The following is an 18,262-nucleotide window of genomic DNA, read 5'->3' on the forward strand; positions in this document are numbered from 1 at the left end:
AACTCCTGCACTAGTTCTTATCTGACGACTGCCTCTCACCTTTCTTATCGAGCCACCCCTTGGGATAAGGAGGATCCTCAAATGGCTTTATTTTTAACGCTATCGCTCTACCTGATAGACCTCCAATTCCTGCCAAAATCAGACCAACATAGAAAATCCAGCCAGTCTCCCAAATTTTTATATCGAAAAATATCAATGCGATTCCGGAAACAGTCAAAAAATATTGATAAATAGACTTAATAGAACCATCCAGAATTAAATGACGTTTTATTCTTCTCAAGAAGTTAGTTTCCATATTTACTCTTTATATATTCACCAATCTCGTTAAACAACATCGCGCCATTTGGAAACTTGCTCGTCAACTGTTTGGCTCCCAGGTCCACTCCGGCACCTAGCGCATAGGATTGAGGATTCGGCCTAATTGCCTGCTCGAGACCACCAATTAACCAACCAGCCACCTCGGAACCTCTTGCCGCGACGAGAGCCCCCGGTGCATATGGGTTTGTCGGCACACTTCCTATAGTCCCAGCTATTGCACCAAAACGACCATTTGCCTTACCAAGGTATGCGAGAACATCTGCATTCTGATTGCGCCTATCCAGGTAATCCGCTGCAGACATGTTTCTGGGCAAACCCGCCGCACACTCTGCTGTCACGCAATATTGAGTCAATGGAGATTTGTCCGCCCCCCCCGACTTTGGTAAACCGAAATACTCCCAGTAGTTGACCAAATTCGGCTCTGCTTTGTACGAAACGCCGGTAGGAACCGCCCCCCCGTTGGAATGACGCAGAATAAGGTCCTGCAATTGAGCATCCGCAGGTGAAGAGAATTCCATCCAGATCTGCCGACCATCCTCGGTGTGTCCTATCACAGAGAAATTTGTTCCTCTGTCTTGCATATTTTGCTCACCCACTACTACCGCCGGCACTCCCACATAGGTTTCACCGTTTATGAAGGTTACTTCCATTCTGCGTAGCTGCGCTTCAATCTGCTCAGTCGTTACTTCAAGCCCACTATTCTTCGCGTCTGAGGCGAGCTTCTTAGCGAGCTCTTTCTCAGCAGGATGAAGTTGACGATTGAACATGTCAGCAGAAAGGGCTGCGCCCGCTCCATTCGCTCCACCCGCCAAGCCACCCGCCAGGCCAGCTAATGTATTCAGAGCGACGTTGGCGACATCTTTCCGAACGGATGCAGGCAGGTTGCTCATTGCCTCATCGATTGCATTCTTCAACGATGCCGTAGTCAGATCGCCTGCGACGGTACCTGCAATTGCTCCGGAAATGTTCCCACCGCCAAGAGCCGCGCCAGTTGCCGCGACAATCGAATGCACAGCGATTTTTCCAAGCTTTCCCTCCCCCCAAATTTCGGGATAGTCCTTTTCCAGCTTCTTTGTCAGATCCCCGGCAAGCTGCATCCCCAGTTGCCCAAAGGCCTGTTGGAACTCCAGCTGCTCGCGTACCTTGTCCTTGTCGAAGATCTGCCCGATGCTGCCGTTCGCACCTGCGGTGTCCCGGCTTAGGTCGGCCGTGCTGTCGCGACCGCTATCCTTGTCCGAGCGCACCTCGATCGTGCCTCGATCGATCGCGGCGTAGGTCGTGCCGGAGTCGCTTCCGCTGGTTTGGCCAAAGCTGAAGCCCGACGGCCCCGCCTTGTTGGCGCCCCCCTTGTTGGCAACATCGAACGCGCCCGACATGCCCAGATTCACACCGGTAGTGGTGGCCTTGTACTCAGCTTTGTTCTTCAAGTCGGTAAAGCCAAGGGTCTCGGTCGAAAGTCTGTTCTTGGCTGCTTCCGCGTCGCTGGCGATCACCGCTCCGTCCAGCTGAGTGTGTTTGCCCACGTTGATGTCGAAACCGCCCGCGCCTGCAAAAAGCCCGGACTGCTCGATGACGCTGTCATAGTTCGACTTGGTCTTGCCCATGCTCGCGCCGACATAGGCGCTACCGGTCATGGAACCAAAGCTGAAGCTGCCCCCTGCGTTGACCTGTTTCTGCTTGGCGTCATAACGGTCGGTGTCCTGCTGGCTGGTGATGGTCAGATTCCGTCCGATATCGGCGCGGATGCTGTCGGCACGAGCCTGTGCGCCCTCCAGCAGCGTGTCGCGTCCCGATGCCAGCGTCAGGTTGTCGCGCGCGCTGACCTGGGTCTCGCGATAGGTCGTGCCGTTGCCCTTGGCGTTGCCACTACCCATGTAACCGCTGGCGAAGATGTTGATGCCGCCGCCGCTACCGCTGTCGGATACGCCAATGCCCACGCCCACCTTCCACCCGCTGTTCTTGTTGGTTGAGGTCTCCGTGGAACTCTGTGCCTGGCTCAGCAGCGAAAGATCGTTCGTGGCTCCAAGCAGCACGTTCCTGCCAGTGACATCGCTTCCGATGATGGACAAATTGCCCGAGCCCGGAACGCCTCGCTCACCCAAGGCCACGATGGAGACATTGCCGCCTCCCATGACGGAAGAGCCGAATACCGACTCCTGCGTGCGCTTCGTTTCGCTGACCGATTTGCTGGCGCCTACGCTAATCTGGATCTGCGCGCTGGCGTTCTCCTTATCCGCTGCCGTGGCATTGGTTCCTTCTGCAGCCTCCAGCATGCGATTGGCCTGCACCGCCTGATAGGCGGCCTGGCCCACTTTGACCGCGGCCAGGCGGCCGCTCTTGGCATCGTCTGCCTGTTTGAGCGTGCCGTGTATCTGTTGGGCGGCACCGAGCACGCCGCCCGCCACGCCTATCGTGATTCCGGATTGCTTGAACTCGTGGTACTCGTGCTGACGGGCTTCACCGACGCCAGCGATGATCGCCACATTGCGGCCGCTGATCGAGATATCTCCGTCCTGCGCCAGTACGTTGCTGGCGAAGATTCCCACGTCGCGCCCGGCGTCGATGGTCAGATTGCCACCCACGCTGCCGACAGTGCTGCTGGAGTAGCCTCCGCTTTCGCCCTTCATCCAGTCGGTTCGTTGCTGCTTGCTATAACCGACGCTGAAGCCGCCGCCACCGCCAAAGCCAGACTTGGTCACCTTCTCGTACTGGTAGTCCTTGTACGACTCGGTCGCTGCAGCAATGTTGATGTCCCGATTCGCCATCAGCGTGACGTCGTTGTCCCCGATGACATTCGACCCCACCACATTCAAATCCCGCCCAGCCATCAACACCGCCGTGTCGCCGGTAAAGGTCGACCCCTTGGCCTGTTCCCAGTCGCTGGAGGAGATGGTGTGCGTGGTCTTGGACGACAGGAAGCTCTTGGTCTTGTAGCGAACCTCGTCATAAGCCGAGCCGGTTTCCACCCCGGCGACCAGGTTGATGTCGCGTCCCGCGCCCACCGCCAGCTGCTTGCCAGCAGTGACTTCGGCCGCACGCGCATTGACGTCCTGGCCCGCGACCAACGTGAGATTGCCGCCCGCCGCGATGGTCGAGCCGACTTCGGAGCTGGTGCTCAGGTCGTGGCGGTTGTTCTTCTTCAAGACCAGCGATTCGCCGTGGCTCTCCGTAAGCGTTTCCAAGGCGATGTCACGCCCGGCCTGCAGACGCGCGTCATCCTTGACCGAGACTTGCGCCGCGGTCAGCGTGATGTCGCGGCCAGCCTGCATGTTGAGGTTGCCTGCGTCGACGCGGGCCACGCCGCTGACGTGCGTGCCCCAGGTGCTGCCGAAGTTCTCGGAGGCGGCGGTGGACGTCAGGGCGATGTCTCGTCCCGCCTTCAGGGCGACGTTGTCGCCCTTGATCAGCGACACCAGATTGGTCAGGTCCTCGCGCGCGGCGAGGTCGACGGTGGAGCCCTGGATCAGGCCGCCGCCCTGGTTGACGATGTTGCCGGCGGTCATGACGGTGGCTTCGCGCGCGCCGATGGTGCCGCTGTTGACGATGTCGCCTTCGGCCTGCAGCTTGACGTCGCGGCCGGCCATGAGGGTGCCGTCGCCCTTCAGGTCGCCTTCGCGCACCAGCAGGTAGACCTGCGGAACCAGCACGGTCTCGGTGGTGCCGTCGGGCAGCGTGACGGTCTGCTCGACCAGCCAGACCAGGTCGGTGGTGAGTTGGCGCTGCTGCGCGTCGGTCAGCGCGACGCCGAGCTGGATGCCGTTGTCGCGGGCGAACTGCGCACCGGCGGCGAGCAGGGCCTTGTACTGGCTGTCGTTGTCGCTGTACTTGTTGAGGAAGCGCTGGCCGGTGGTGGCCAGGATCTGGTCGGACACAAGCTTCTGTTCATAGAAACCGTCGCCCAGGCGCTTGGGTTGGCCCGAGGGTGTCTGGAATTTGGCGCCCGCGGGCACCAGCGAATCCCAGCTGCCCAGGCGCGCGCCGGACAGGTTCTGGCCGTCGGCCGCGGCGGTGGCGCCGCTGGCAGAGAGCGAGCCGCCCGCGCCGAGCGTGGCGCCGGCGGGGCCGGATGCGCCTTGCGCGTCCAGGCGCTGGCCGTCCAGGCCGCTATTGGCGCCGACGGTGGCGCCGGCCTGGCCCGCGTTCGAGACCGAACCCGCGCCGACGCCGGCATTGATGGGTCCGGAGCCGCCTTGGCCGTTCATACGCTGGCCTTCAAGGCCGCTGCTGGCGCCAACGGACGCACCGCCTTGGCCCGGGGTCGAGATCGAACCGGTGCCGACGCCGGCATTGACCGTGCCGGCCGTGCCGGGCTGGTCGTTGCGTTGGCCCGCCAGGCCGCCGCCCGAACCGGCACCGTTGCCGATGGTGGTGCCGGGCAGCGCGCCGGGCTGGCTCAGCAGGTCCAGCAGGTAGTCGCTGGAGACGGTCGGACGCTGGCCGACGAAACGCGGATCGGTGGCGACGACGTAAGGCGCATCCGGCCTGCCGTTGACGGTGTAGAGCTGGCTGTCTGGAATGCCGGCAGGATTGGAGACAGTGCGCACCACCGTGCCGCCGGGCAGGCCGACGCTGGCGACCAGCACTGGTCCAGGCGCGGCGCCGCCATTGCTGGCGCCGGGTCGGGAGCCGTTGAGCTGGACGGCGACGTTGCCGCCGGAAGTGCCGACCGGCAATTCGATGGGCTGGCCCGCGAGGGTGGCGTTGTAAGCCTCGGAATACTCCTTGCGGTCGCGCGAACGCGCCTGGGTGACCGTCATGGTCCCCGTGCGCGTGACGGTACGTTCACCGCCCGCGCCGATGTTGTTGATGGCAGGACCGGCCACCGTGAGCGCACCGCCCGCGGCGATCTGGCTCTTGTCGTTGGTGACGGCGCCGGTGAGCGTCATGGACCCGCCCGACAGGATCTTGCCGGGGTCGGAGGACAGGGTGCGGGTCTCGGTAACGGTCTCCTGCACCTGGTAATAGGTGAACGTGCCGACCAGGCGGTTGTTGAAGTCGGCGTTGAATGCCCGGATGCGCGCTTCCAACTCCATGTGCGGCGCCTTGTAGGCGGCGTAGGCTTCTTCGTAAGCCTTGCGGCGCGCTTTCTCGGCTGCGCAGCCATCAATAATCGCGCAGTTGTCATACAGCGGCGGAACCCAGACCGGCATGGGGTCGGCCGGAGGCGTGACACCGAAGACAGACCAGATGCGCTCTCCGGAACCGTAAAGGAATTTCTCCGGCCGGTCCCAGCAAAGGTCGGCCGCATCGCCGCCGCTGCACCCGACGTCGGGAGGGGTATAGGTCGGCGTAATGGGCGAAGTCTCGCCGCCCCTGCCCTTCTTGCTCGGCGTGTAGTCGAACGGCGGTCCATAGCGCGACGCCGGATACTGGGTGGACGGCAGCAGGAACATGCGTTCCGGATCATCGTTCAGCCAGGCCGGATCCTTGCTGCACATAGGCGTCACTTCGTCGCACAGCCAATTGGTCTCGGCGTCGTACATGTCGGTGGTACCCGCCGGGGTGAAGTACACCTTGGACGTGCTCGACACCTGCACCGTTTCGTTGGTGTAGCGGTCATTCTGGTTGCGGATGGACGCGGCCGAGATGTCCGCATTGCCCGCCGCTTCGATCGTGGCGGAGGCGTTCAGCAACGAACCGGCCTGGCCGATGGCTTTGCCCGCAGCGTCCAGCGCGCCGCCGATGCGCAGGTCCGCGCCGGCATAGACCAGCGCATGATCGCGGTTGATGAGCGATCCCACGCCCAGGTCCATGCTGGCGCGCGACGCGATGACGGCGCCGCCGCCCGCGCCCGCGCCGTTGACCAGCGTGCCTGCCTGGATCGACACGGCATCGCCGTAGATGCGGCCGGTGTTGTCGACGCGGCCCGCGGTGATGCGGGTCGAACCGCCGTCGATGAGGCCGGCGTTGGTCAGGCCCTGCGTCACCGTGATGCGGTTCTGGCCGACGGCCAGCAATTGGCCGGAGGCCTGGTTGTTCAGCGAGTCCGCCGAGATGCTCAGGTCGCGGCCGGCGCTGATCTTGGCGCGGTTGTCCAGCGCGCCGCCCAACGATAGATTGAGGTCGCGAGCGCTGGAGATGTCGCCTTCCTGGTTGAGGGAGCCGGCATACGCGAACGACAGGTCGCCCGCGGATTGCAGCACGCCCAGCCCCTGCAATACCTGCGCGATGACGGTCAGGCTCTTGCCGGCTTGCAGCGTGCCCTGCGTGTTCTTGAGCGTGTCGGCGACGATGCGCGCGTTGCCCTGGGACGCGACGGTGCCGCCTGTGTTGTCCAGTTCCTTGGCGCCCAGGGTCAGGTTCTCGATCGCCTCGATGGAGCCGCCCTGGTTGTTGACGCGGTCCGCCACGATGGAGACGATCTTGCCCAGCACGCCCTTGGGCGGGGCGCCGGCCGCGGTCAGCGTGCCGCTGTTGTCCAGGCTGGCTGCGTTCAAGGTCAGCAGATTGTCGGCCTGGATCAGGCCACCGCGGTTGTCCACCGCGCCGGTAGCGGCAATGGTGAGGTCGCGGGCGGCCAGCGTGCCGTCGCGGTTGACGACGCTTACGGCTTCGATGCGCGCATCGCCGGCCGCGGCGATCACGCCGCCGGTGTTGTTCAGCGTGCCGCCCAGCTTGATGGTCGCATCGCCGGTCGAAGTCAGCTTGCCGCCCTGGTTATGAAGATTGGCGGCGGTGATAGCCAGGGCGCCGCCCTGCACCACCGCGTTGCGGCTGTCGACGTCGCCTGGCGTGGCCAGCGTGACCTTGCCGATGGCGGACAGCTTGCCGCCCGCCAGATTCAAGCTGCCCCCGGACAAGCTCAGGTCCTTGCCGGCCAGGCTGGTGCCGCCGTGGACAATGGAGCCTCCCGTCAGCGTGATGCTGCCCGGCTGGCTGAGCGCGCCGTCGGCGCCCACGCCCGCCACGAAACGGCCGGCGTTGGAGAGTTGTCCCAAGGCGGTTGCGATGAGGTCGCCGCCGGCCAACACCGATCCAGTGTTGTCCAGCGTCGATCCGGCCCACAGCTTGGCCTGCGTGCCCGCGGACGCGACGCCCGCGTTGAGCAGCGCGCCGCCGGCGCTCAGGTCCAATCCCGCGCCGGACTGCAAGCGGCCGTCCGCCGTGATGGTGAGCTTGCCGCCGGCGCTGGCGATCAGCGCGCCTGCCTGCGTGGCGGCGACGCCGCCCAGCGTTGCGTCCGTGCCTGCCCGCAGCGTCATGCCTTGCTCCGCGGCGGCCGAGCCGAACGCGGTGAGCGCGCCGCCCGCCAACGCGGTCAGCCCGCCCCCGGCCTGCAGGCGCGAAGCCGCGCCCAGCGCGATGTCGCCGCGCTGCGCGGTCAAGGACAGGTCGCCTTGCAAGGCGGCGACGGTGCCGTCGACCGTGATCTTGTCGCCCGCGGTCAGCGTTTGCGAACCGCCGGCCAGCATGCGTCCGGCCGCCTGCAACGCCTCTTGGGCGGTCGCAGTCAGAGTACGGCCGGCCTGCGCCAGGCCCGCCGCGCCCACCGCTACGTTGCGGCCCGTCAGCGTCAGGTTGGCGTCGGTCGCGGCAGTGCCGTCCACCCGCGCGTCGCGCGCGGCGGCCAGCAGCATGTCGCCCACCGAACTCAGCGCGCCCGTGGCATACAGGTCGCGGTCGGCGCGGGCAGTCAGCGTGCCTGCGGCTTGCAGCTGGCCGTTCTGCTTGACGATGAGATCGCGTCCGGCCGTGATCGAGGCATTGCCCGCCGCGCGTTCGCCCAAGGCAGCGGCAAGGCCGCCCAGCAGGACGTCTCCACTTGCGGCGAGCGTCAGGCCGCCGCCCGAGGCAATGACGCCGTCGGACCCCAGGTTGGCGCCTGCGCGCGCGCTGAGCCCGTCGGAGGCCTGCATCCTGCCGCCTGCGCCGACCAGCAGGTTCGCGCCCGCGTCGGCCGTCAGGCCGCCTTCCAGCGCCGTGGCGATGCCGTCGATGCGGATATCGCGCTGCGCGCCCAGGACGATGGGCGAGCCAGCGGTCGCCGTGCCCGTGATGAACAGGTCACGCCCAGCCTGCGCCTGCAACGTGCCGCCCGCGGCGCCTGCGCCCGTGGCGTTGCCGGCCGTGCCGGCGATGCGCAGGTCCTGGCCCGCGCCCAGCAGCAGCTTGCTGCTGCCCTGGGCCAAACCCGCCTGGCCGATGGTGAGATCCCCGGCCGCGTCCGCGCGCAGGGTGCCGTTGGCGACGGTCTTGCCGTTCAGTTCGGCGTCCGTGCCGGCCTTCAGCGTGATGTCCTGCTCGCCCGAAATCGTGCCGTTGGCCAGCAGCTTGCCACCGGCCTGCGCCGCCAGCAGTCCGCCTGCCTGCAGCGCGCTTGCGCCGCCCAACGTCATGGCGCCGCCGCTATTCACGGTGAGCGCGCCCGCATCGGCCAGGACCGTGCCGTCCACCGTCAGATCCTTGTCGATCCGCAGGGTCGCGGATTGGCCCGCCACCAGCGTGCCTGCCAGCGTGGCGCTATCGACCTGCACATCGACCGAGCCATCGGCCTGCAGACGTGCGTCCGCGCTGGTGGCCAGCGCGCCGCCGGCCTGAAGCGCCAGCTTGCCGGCCGCGAGGTTCTGGCCTTCGAGGCGGATATCGGCAACCGCGTCCAGGATCAGATCGGCCAGCGAGGAAATCGTGCCGGCCGCCGTCAGCGAACCGCCCGCGCGCGCTTGCAGCGCGCCGCCGGACAAGGCGCGGCTGCCGGCCGACAGGGCCAGGTCTTCGCCTGCGATCAGGTCCAGGGTGCCGTTGGCGGATGCTGCCGTGCCGGACAGATCCAGGCGGCCCCCGGCGTTCAGGCTGGCGCCCTTGTCGCCGCGCACGACCCCGGCCATCTCCAGATTGCCCGCGGCCGCGATCCGCGCCTGCTCCGAGGCGTCCAGCTGCGCCGCCGCCCCGATGCGCAGATTGCCCCCGGCGCTGAAGTCCAGCGCGCCGTCGGCGCCCAGCTTGCCGTCCGCGCGCGCATCGCGCACAGCCTGTAGTTCCGCGCCCGCGGTGGACACCAGAACGCCGCCCAGCGCCAGATCGCGGCCGGCGTCGGCCTGCGCGCCCTTGCCCTGCAGCTGGCTACCCGCCCCAAGCAACAGGTCGTTGCCGCTCTTGAGCCGCAGCGCGCCGCCATAGGCGAGCGCGTTGCCCTCCACACGCAGGTCGCGCACGGCGTCCAGCGACATGCCGCCTTCGGCCAGCGCCGTGCCGGCGAGGTTCAGATCCCGCCCGGCCTGAAGCGTCATCGATGCGTCGGATTGCACATGCGAACCGCTAGCCGCCGTCAGCGCCTGGCCCGCCTTCAGGTCCAGGCCGCGCGCGGCGTAGACCTGTCCCGCCACGGCCGCGTTGCGCGCGGCCTGAAGGGTCAAGGCGTCCAGGGAACTGAGCGCGCCCGCCACGCGGAGATCGCCTAGCGTCGTGACGTTGACCGCGCCCTTGGCCGCGACCCGCGCCAGCCCGCTCATCGACAGATCGCCGCCGGCGTTCAAGCTCAGGCCGCCGGCGCTGGCGGCAAGCGTGCCGTCCACGGACAGCTTGCCGGTGGCATCCATGCTCATATCGCCGTTGCCGCGCCAGGCGCCGGCCAGCGTCATGTCGTTACCGGCCTGGGCCCGCGACGAACCTTCGGCGTCCCATTGCGCCGTCTTGCCCATGGCAAGGTCGCGCGCGGCAATCAGCGAGATGTTGCCAGTGGCCGCGGCCTTGCTGTCGATGCGCGCGTCGCGTCCCGCGTTCAACACGATGTCGCCACGCGCGGCCATCGCGCCGCCCGCTTGCACATCGCCCTTGGCGCTCCCCGACACGCCTGCGCCCTGCGTGCGGCTGGCGTCGGCCAGGCGCAGATCGTTGCCCGCGTTCATGGCCAATTGGCCGCCGTAAGCCAGCGCCGCGCCATCCACCCGCATATCGCGCCCGGCATCCAGCGTCAGGCCCTTGTTGGTTTCTGCCTCTCCGGCCAGGACTAGGTCCTGCCCCGCGCGCAAGGCCATGGCGCCTTCCGATTGCAGGCGTGCATCCGCGCCGGCCAGCAGTTGTCCTATCGCCTCCAGCAGCAGCGGGCCGCCGGCCAGCAGCTTGCCCGTAACGGTGGCGTCGGTTCCCGCTTGCGCCGTCAACCCGGCCAGCGAGGACGCCGTGCCCGCCACGTTCAACGCGCCCTGCGTGATCATGGACAAGGGGCCGCCTGCTTGCGCATTGCCGCCCACGGTCATGTCACCGTCCGAGGCCAGTGTCAGCGCACCCTGTGCCGCGCCGGCCGTGCCGCTGACATCCAGCGCGCCTCCCGCCCGCAGTTCCGTACCCTGGTTGCTGAGCAGGCTGCCCGACAGCGCCACATCGCCGCCGGCTTGCAGGCTGGCAGCGCCCGTCGCTTGCAGCTGGCCCGTGACTTTCGCCGTCTCTTGCGCGCGCAGCGTCAGGTCGCCGTCGGCGCCCAGCTTGGCGCCGAACACCGCGTCGCGGCCTGCCGTCAGGGTGGCCGATCCCGCCGCCACCATTTCACCGCCGGCGATGAGGTCACGCGCCGCTTGCGCCGTGACACCCTTGCCTTGGGTCTTGCTGGCATTGCCCAGCAGCAGGTCGCTGCCGGCATTCATGGATAGCTCGCCGCCATAGGCGAGCGCGCTGCCGTCCACGCGCAGATCGCGCGCCGCGTCGATCGCGATGCCGCCGTCGCTCAAGGCCGCGCCCGCGAGGCTGGTGTCCCGGCCTGCGCTCAACGTCATGTTTTTGGACGATTGCAGTTGCGCCGCGGATCCCGCGCGCAGGTCCTTGCCTGCCTGCAACGACAAGGCGTCGCCGGACAGCAGCTTGCCGTCCACCGTTGCGCCGCCTGCCGACACCAGGGTCAATGCGCCCTGGCTGGCCAGCTCGCCAGCCACCGACAATTCGCCGCCGCTCTCGCCGCGCAGCGTGCCGCCTGCCAACGCCTTGCCGCTGGCGCCTATTGTCAGGTCGCCTCCGGCCAGCAGGTCGATTCCGCCCGATGCTGCCGAGGTCGCGCCGTCCAGGCGCAAGGCGCCCGCCGCTTCGATGCGGTTGCCCTGGTTGCTGCGCAGTGCGCCCGCCAGCGTCGCATCCTGCCCCGCCTTGAGTTGCGCCTTGCCTTCCGCGTCCAGTTGAGCGCTTTGGGCAAGGGTCAGATTGCGCCCGCTATCGAGCTTCAGGTCGCCCGCGGCCACGGTCTTGCCGCCCAGGCTGGCATCGCCGCCCGCAATCAAGGCGATATCGCCGCGCGACGCCATGGCGCCGTCCGCCAGCAGATCGCCGCCGGCACGCGCGGTCAGGCCCTCGCCCTGCGTGCGGCTGGCGTGATCCAGGCGCAGATCCTTGCCCGCGTCCATGGCCAGTTGGCCGCCGTAGGCCAATGCCGCGCCGCCCACGCGCAGGTCGCGCGCGGCATTCAGCGTCAAGCTCTTGTTGGCTTCCGCCTGACCCGCCAGGATCAAGTCCTGGCCAGCGCGCAACTGCATGGCGTCTTCCGATTGCAGGCGCGCATCTGCGCCCGCAACCAGCTGGCCTATCGTTTCCAGCAGCAGCGGGCCGCCGGCCAGCAGCTTGCCGTTGACCGTGGCATCGCCCGCGGCCTGGGCCGTCAGCCCGGCCAGCGAGGACACCGTGCCTGCCACGTTCAGCGCGCCCTTGGCGACCATGGACAAGGGACCGCCGGATTGCGCGTTGCCGCCCACGGTCATGTCGCCATCCGAGGCCAGGCTCAATGCGCCCTGTGCCGCGCCGGCCGTGCCGCTGACATCCAGCGCGCCTCCCGCCCGCAGTTCCGTGCCTTGGTTGCTGAGCACGCTGCCCGACAGCGCCACGTCGCCGCCGGCTTGCAGGCTCGCGCTGCCCGTCGCTTCCAACTGGCCCGTGACCTTGGCCGTGTCTTGAGCGCGCAGCGTCAGGCCGCCGTCGGCGCTGAGCTTGGCGCCGATAGCTGCATCGCGGCCCGCGGTCAGCGCCACGGAGCCCAGCGCCACCATCTCGCCGCCCACGCCGAGATCCCGTCCTGCGAGGGCGCTAATGCCCTTGCCCTGGGTCTTGCTGATATCGCCCAGCCACAGATCACGACCGGCGCTCATCGACAAGCTACCGCCGTAAGCCAGCGCGCTGCCGTCCAGACGCAGCCCGCGCGTGGCGTCTATCGATATGCCCCCGTCGCTCAAGGCGATGCCCGCGAGCTGGGCATCCTGGCCCGCGCTCAACGTCATGCCCTTGGAGGATTGCAGTTGCGCCGCGGATCCCGTGCCCAGGTCCGTGCCTGCGCGCAGCGACAAGACATCGCCGGACAACAGCCGGCCATCCACTGTCGCGCCGCCTGCCGATACCAGGCTCAGGCCGCCTTGGCCCGTCAGTTCGCCGGCCACCCGCAAGGCGCCGCCGCTTGCGCCGCTCAGCGCGCCGCCCGCGTATGCCTTGCCCTGCGCGCCCACCGACAGGTCTCCGCCCGCGAGCAGATCGATTGCGCCAGCGACAGAAGACGTTTCTCCGTCAAGCCGCAGCTTGCCCCCGGCTTCGACGCCTATGCCCTGATTGGTGCGCACCGCGCCGGCCAGCGCCGCGTCTTGTCCCGCCTTGATCTGCGCCGCGCGTTCCGCCTCCAGCAACGCGCCCTGCGCGATAGCCAGATTGCGTCCGCTATCCAGCGTCACGTCGCGGGTGGCGACCGTCTTGCCGCCAAGCTGCGCATCGCGCCCCGCCATCAGCGCGACGTCGCCGCGCGCAGCGATTGCGCCGTCCGCTTGCAGATCGCCGCCCGCGCGCGCCGACACGCCCTCGCCCTGTGCGCGGCTGGCGTGGGTCAAACGCAGATCGTTGCCGGCGTTCATCGACAGTTGGCCGCCATAGGCCAATGCCGCGCCATCCACGCGCAAATCGCGGCCCGCGCCCAGCGTCAGACCAGCATTGGTTTCCGCCATGCCTGCCACGGACAGGCTCTGGCCCGCGCGCAGCTGCATGGCGCCGTCCGACTGCAGGCGCGAATCCGCGCCCGCCGCCACCTGGCCTATCGCTACCAGCAGCAGCGGACCGCCGGCCAGCAGCTTGCCGTTTACCGTGGCGTCACCCGCCGCCTGGGCCGTCAGTCCAGCCAGCGAGGACACCGTGCCCGCTACGTTCAGCGCGCCCTGCGTCCGCAGCGCCACCGGCCCGCCGGCCTGCGCGCTGCCGCTGACGGAGAGGTCTTCGCCAGACGCCAGGTTCAGTTCGCCTGCCGCCGCGCCCACCGCGCCGCTGATGGCGAGCGGACCCGCCGCGCGCAGGTCCACGCCCTGATTGCCGCTGAGACTGCCCGTGAGCGCAATGCCTGCGCCGGACTGCAGCCGCGCGCGCCCCAGGGCTTCCAGTTGCCCGGTGACGGCCGTCGCGCCTTGCGCGCTCAGATCCAGGTCGCCGCGCGTCAGCACTCGCGCGCCCACCGCGGCCTCGCGTCCGGCCTTCAATCCGGCCGCGTTCTCCGACACCACTTCGCCATCGGCCCGCAGATCGCGCGCTGCTTCCAGCCCGACGCGCTTGCCCTGCGCCTTACTGGCCGCGCCCATGCGCAGATCGCCGCCGCTCTTCAGATCCAGCGCGCCGCCGTAGGCCAGCGCGCTACCGTCCAGGCGCAGGTCGCGCGTGGACTCGATCAGCATCGCGCCATCGGTCAAGGCCGCGCCAGCCAGCGTGACGCCCTCGCCCGCGCGTATCGCCATGCCTCGTCCGGATTGCAGTTGCGCGCCGGCCTCCGACACCGCGTCCGCGCCGGCCTGCGCCTGCAGCGCGCCAGACGCGTACACCTGGCGCGACAGCAGCATGTCGCGCCCCGCCTGCAGCGTGACGCCTTCCTTCGCCGACACCACGCCGCCCGCCGTGGAGACGCCGCCGCTTTGTTCGCCCGGCGCAGCCGGTTCAGGCGTCTTGCCGGGCTCCGCGCCAGTGCCGGTGCCCGAGCCGGAACCCGTGCCAGTTCCCGAGCCCGACTCCGTGCCATTGCCGGTTCCCGTGCCGGTGCCGGTCCCCGCGCCCGTGCCGCCGCCTTGCCCCGGTTGCGGCACGACAGCCTGTCCTGCCACCTTCAGGTTGCGCCCCGCTTGCGCGCGCAGGTCCTGGTCCGAAGTCAGCAGGCCTCCCGACAGGGAAAGGTCCTTGCCCGCAGCCACGCGCAAGGCGCCTTGCGTGCGCAGGCTGCCCTGCGCGCCGACAGCCACATCGCCGCCAGCATCGAGCGTCAAGGCGCCACCGGCGCCGACCGCGCCCTGTACGGAAACGTCGCGCGCAGCCACAAGCGCCGCGCTGCCGCCGGCCTGCGCCGCGCCTTGCACGGCCAGATCGCGGCCGCTGTCCACGCGCAGATTGCCGGCTGCCTGCGCCGTGCCGCGCGGCGCGATGCGGACGTCGCCCGCCGCCGTGACTTGCAGATCGCCGGTCAGGGCCACCAGGTTGCCGCCGATGTTCACGCCCACGCCAGCCTCGGTGCCGATCAGGCGCACGCTGTTGGCGTACATGCCACCCAGCGCCGCGGTATCCAGCGCCACTTCGGGCGCCGCACCTTCCCCCGCCTGCGCCGAAACGGCTCCGGAGGCGTAATCGACGCGCGCCGCGCCCGCGGTCACGTTGAGCTTGTCGGCCCAGACGTCGGCATTGATCTCCAGTGTGCGCGCCAAGAGATCGACCTGGCTGAGATTGGCGCCGTTCAGGCCGGCGCCGTCGACGCGGATCTTGCCGGAAGCGATATCGAAACCGATGCTGCCGTCAGGCCCGACCTGCGGTTTGCCCGTGGTCAGGGTGGCGCGGTCCGCATTCAGAAAACCGCAGCCGTTGCAGGTGATGCCTGCCGGGTTGGCGACGATCACATTGGCCCGGTTGCCGGCCACTTCCAAGGTGCCCAGCAGTTGCGAAGGATTGGGCGCGGTGACCTGGTTGAGAATGGTGCTGGCGCGCTGATTGCCCAACATGGGATTGCCGCCCACCTGCCCCGCCAACTGGGTCTGGCTGGCGCCGCCGCTGTTGTTGAGCACCGCGCCGGACGGGCCGACGTTGAATTGCGTGTAGCGGTTGTTGGACACGCCGCCGGCCGAAGGCGGCGCGATGTTGATGACCGGCACGCCGTTGCTGACGCCAACGGAAGGCTTCGCGCCCGCCACGCTCTTGTCCACCGAGATCGGCAAGGTCTGCGCCAGCACTGGCGACCAGACCTGGGTAAAGACGACGGACCAGACGATCAGGGAGCGAAGCTTGGACATCATGCGTATCCGGGTGGACTAAGAATGGACGGCGGTCAGGCGGCACGCGGCCGCCGGGTCAGAACTCGAACATCAGCACCGCCGCGAACACGGTCGAGGCGGTTTTCAGGGATTCAGGCTTTTTCAGCGGCCAGCCGGCAGACAGGTCATAGCTGGCATTGACATAGGGCATGGCGATCCGTCCGCGCAGCCCGGCCACGGCGCCGACCAGCGTGCGGCCGGACAGCGACGCCGCCGACGGACCGCCCACCCGGCCCACGTCCAGACCCGTGTACAACTGGTGGCCAGGCACGCGCAGCAGCTTGTCCAGGCCCAGCGACAAGTCGTTGCGCAAGGTCCAGCCGTCCTCGGCGGCCAGCGTCATCTGCCCGTCAAAGCCGCGCACCGCATAGCGGTTGCCGATGGTGAAGTAGTCGGACGGCACGATGGGCGTCTTGGCGTGCTGGATCTGCCAGTTCAATTGGTAGGCCCAGGGCTGCTCCGCCAACTCGAACGGCAGATGCAGGCCGGCGTTGGCCGAAACGATGGTGCTGCGCCCGTTCCAGTCCGGATCGCCATAGACGTAGCCGGGCCGGTCGGACAGTCCTGCGAGCGTGCCGCGCACGCCCCCGCCGATGTCCAACGCGGCGCGCCCCAGGTAGTGGCGATGCCCCAGGTTGAACTCGTAACCCGTGACGTCGCGCCGCTGCACTTCGATGTCCACATCGTTGAGCGTGCTGGTGGTGCGCTTGCGCAGCAGGGTCAGCGATGAGGTGCCCTTGTAAGTGGCGCCGCGATACGGCACCACCGAGACGCCCGCCTGCACCTGCTTGGTGGTGCCGCCGTAGATGATGGGTTCATCGAAGCCGGCCACGGTCTGCCGGTAGGTCGATTTGCTGGCCCCGGCAAAGAAGGTCCAGTAGCCGAAGGGGACGCTGTAGTTCAGGGAAGCCGCGCGCGTGTTCGACTCCGCGTCGCGCCAGCGCGTATTGCTGTTCCATGACACCGACAACTGGTCGTACAGAAACAAGGGCGAGTCCAGGGTCAGGCCGGCGTTGACCTGGTACTTGCCGATAGCGTCCATGCCGGCGTTGTCGCCGCCGATGTATCCATGCCAGCGCTTGCCGGTGCCGGGACGGATAAGGATGTCGGAATCACCCAGCTCCGGTCCGGGCGCAACGTCGATGGCCGCGTCGGCCTGGCTGCCCAGCCTGCGGATGTTCTCCAGCGCCTGGTCCAGGTCGCGCTGGTTCACTTCGCCGCCCTGCCCGGTGGGCAAGGCCGTGCGCCACCAGCCGATGGCGCCCTCGCCCTTGACGGCGGAGATGCGGCCCGGCAGGTAGCGCAGCGTCAGCGTGCCCGCAGCCAGCGATTGTTCCGGCACGACCACCCGCGCGGTGACGAGTCCGCGATCGATCAACAGGCCGATCAGATGTTCCTGCAAGGCCCGCAGTCCCAGGCCGCCCACGCAATGGCCAATCACGGCATCGGCTGCGCGCGTCAGCGATTCGGCAGGCTGCGCTCCGTCCCAGACGACTTCCTTCAGGGCGAAGCAAGGCGTTTCGACCGGCAGGACCAAGCCGCCGGCAGCCGGCCCGGCGGGCGACAACACGTCTGGCCGTTCGGCCGCGCGGGCGCGCTGCGCCCCCAATTCCTGCTCTTGGCGGCGTTCGATCTCGGTGGCGCGCAGGGCTGCCTCGGGCAGCGACTGAGCGCCGGAACCGGCGGGAAAAAAGCCAGCCGCCAACATGCCCGCGGCCATGCGCAGGCGCCAGTAGTGATTCATGCCGGTACGGCGCCTGCGGACGTGCGCGGCGCTCCTTGTTGTCTATGTATGAAACCAAATGTTTGCCAAGTTTGCCTTAACGCACAATTAATAACAATAAATATCTGATTGTATACAGGCCACTATCAAAGCATTTAAATGAAATTAGGAGATAAAGACTGAGTAATTGAGGCATGAATGCCATAGTTCCGGGGTGCGGAACTATCACGATTGCGCCAAGCGTGATCTGATATGAAACAAAACGCTAACAGCTCGGCCGCGCCGCCAGCTGCTGCTTTTTGGTCCCGGCCTTTTTTATTCGAGCATCTGGAGCGGATAAATAAGGGGCGTCCGAAAGCCTGCGGCCCGCCTTGTTCATACCGGTTGCACACGGGTTATCCCGGATACGGCCACATCCACAAATCGTCAATAATTCGCCAACGTTTTATCGCCGATCCGTCCCCTTTCCCTGCCAGCCCATGCCTGTATCCGTCCGGGACGCCATTGTTTCCTCCTCCCACCTGGCCTCTTCAGCTCCCGAGCTTTCCGAAGTCGAATTCGGCCTGATCATCGCCTCGCATGCGTTCAACCGCTGGATGGTGCGCTGCATGGCCTGTGCAGGACTGCCCGAGCTGACCTCGCTGGACATCCTGGTGCTGAACCACGTATTCCATCGCGGCCGCGGCAAGAAACTGGCGGACATCTGCTTCACGCTCAATGTCGAAGACACCCACCTGGTGAACTATTCGCTCAAGAAGCTGGAGCGCCTGGGCGTGGTGCAAGGTGCCAAGACCGGCAAGGAAGTGATCTACACGGCGACCGACGCTGGCGCCGCGGCGATCCAGCGCTACGCCGAAGTGCGCGAGCAGTGCCTCGTCAAACCCTTCATCGACTCCCCCGCCGCGGACGAAGCCAGCCATCAGCTGGCCAACACCCTGCGCGCCCTTTCGGGCCTGTACGACCAGGCTGCCCGCGCCGCCACCTCGCTGTGAGAATC

4 protein-coding genes are annotated in these 18,262 nt (G+C 67.4%); 1 reads left to right on the forward strand and 3 read right to left on the reverse strand.

Features of this window, described 5'->3' with window-relative positions; translation table 11 throughout:
• Positions 1–10 precede the first annotated feature (10 nt).
• Genes AC6LKD_RS03025 through AC6LKD_RS03035 form a run of 3 tightly spaced genes read right to left on the reverse strand, consistent with a single transcriptional unit; the run spans position 11 to position 17,286 of the window.
• Complete coding sequence (locus AC6LKD_RS03025) at positions 11–295, reverse strand: hypothetical protein (protein ID WP_498115023.1); 285 nt, start codon at positions 293–295, stop codon at positions 11–13.
• Complete coding sequence (locus AC6LKD_RS03030; RefSeq protein WP_498115024.1) at positions 285–15,524, reverse strand: hemagglutinin repeat-containing protein; 15,240 nt, start codon at positions 15,522–15,524, stop codon at positions 285–287. Before AC6LKD_RS03030 ends, AC6LKD_RS03025 begins: the two co-directional genes overlap by 11 nt.
• A gap of 55 nt (positions 15,525–15,579) precedes the next feature.
• A complete protein-coding gene (locus AC6LKD_RS03035) occupies positions 15,580–17,286 on the reverse strand; it encodes a ShlB/FhaC/HecB family hemolysin secretion/activation protein (RefSeq protein ID WP_498115025.1) in 1,707 nt (568 codons plus the stop codon).
• Between the two features lie 458 nt (positions 17,287–17,744).
• On the opposite strand from AC6LKD_RS03035, the gene AC6LKD_RS03040 reads away from it, so the two are divergent.
• Positions 17,745–18,257 (forward strand): winged helix DNA-binding protein, encoded by a 513-nt coding sequence (locus AC6LKD_RS03040; RefSeq protein WP_207469372.1) that lies wholly within the window; start codon positions 17,745–17,747, stop codon positions 18,255–18,257.
• Positions 18,258–18,262 lie beyond the last annotated feature (5 nt).

Source organism: Achromobacter sp. D7-1, assembly GCF_059760445.1.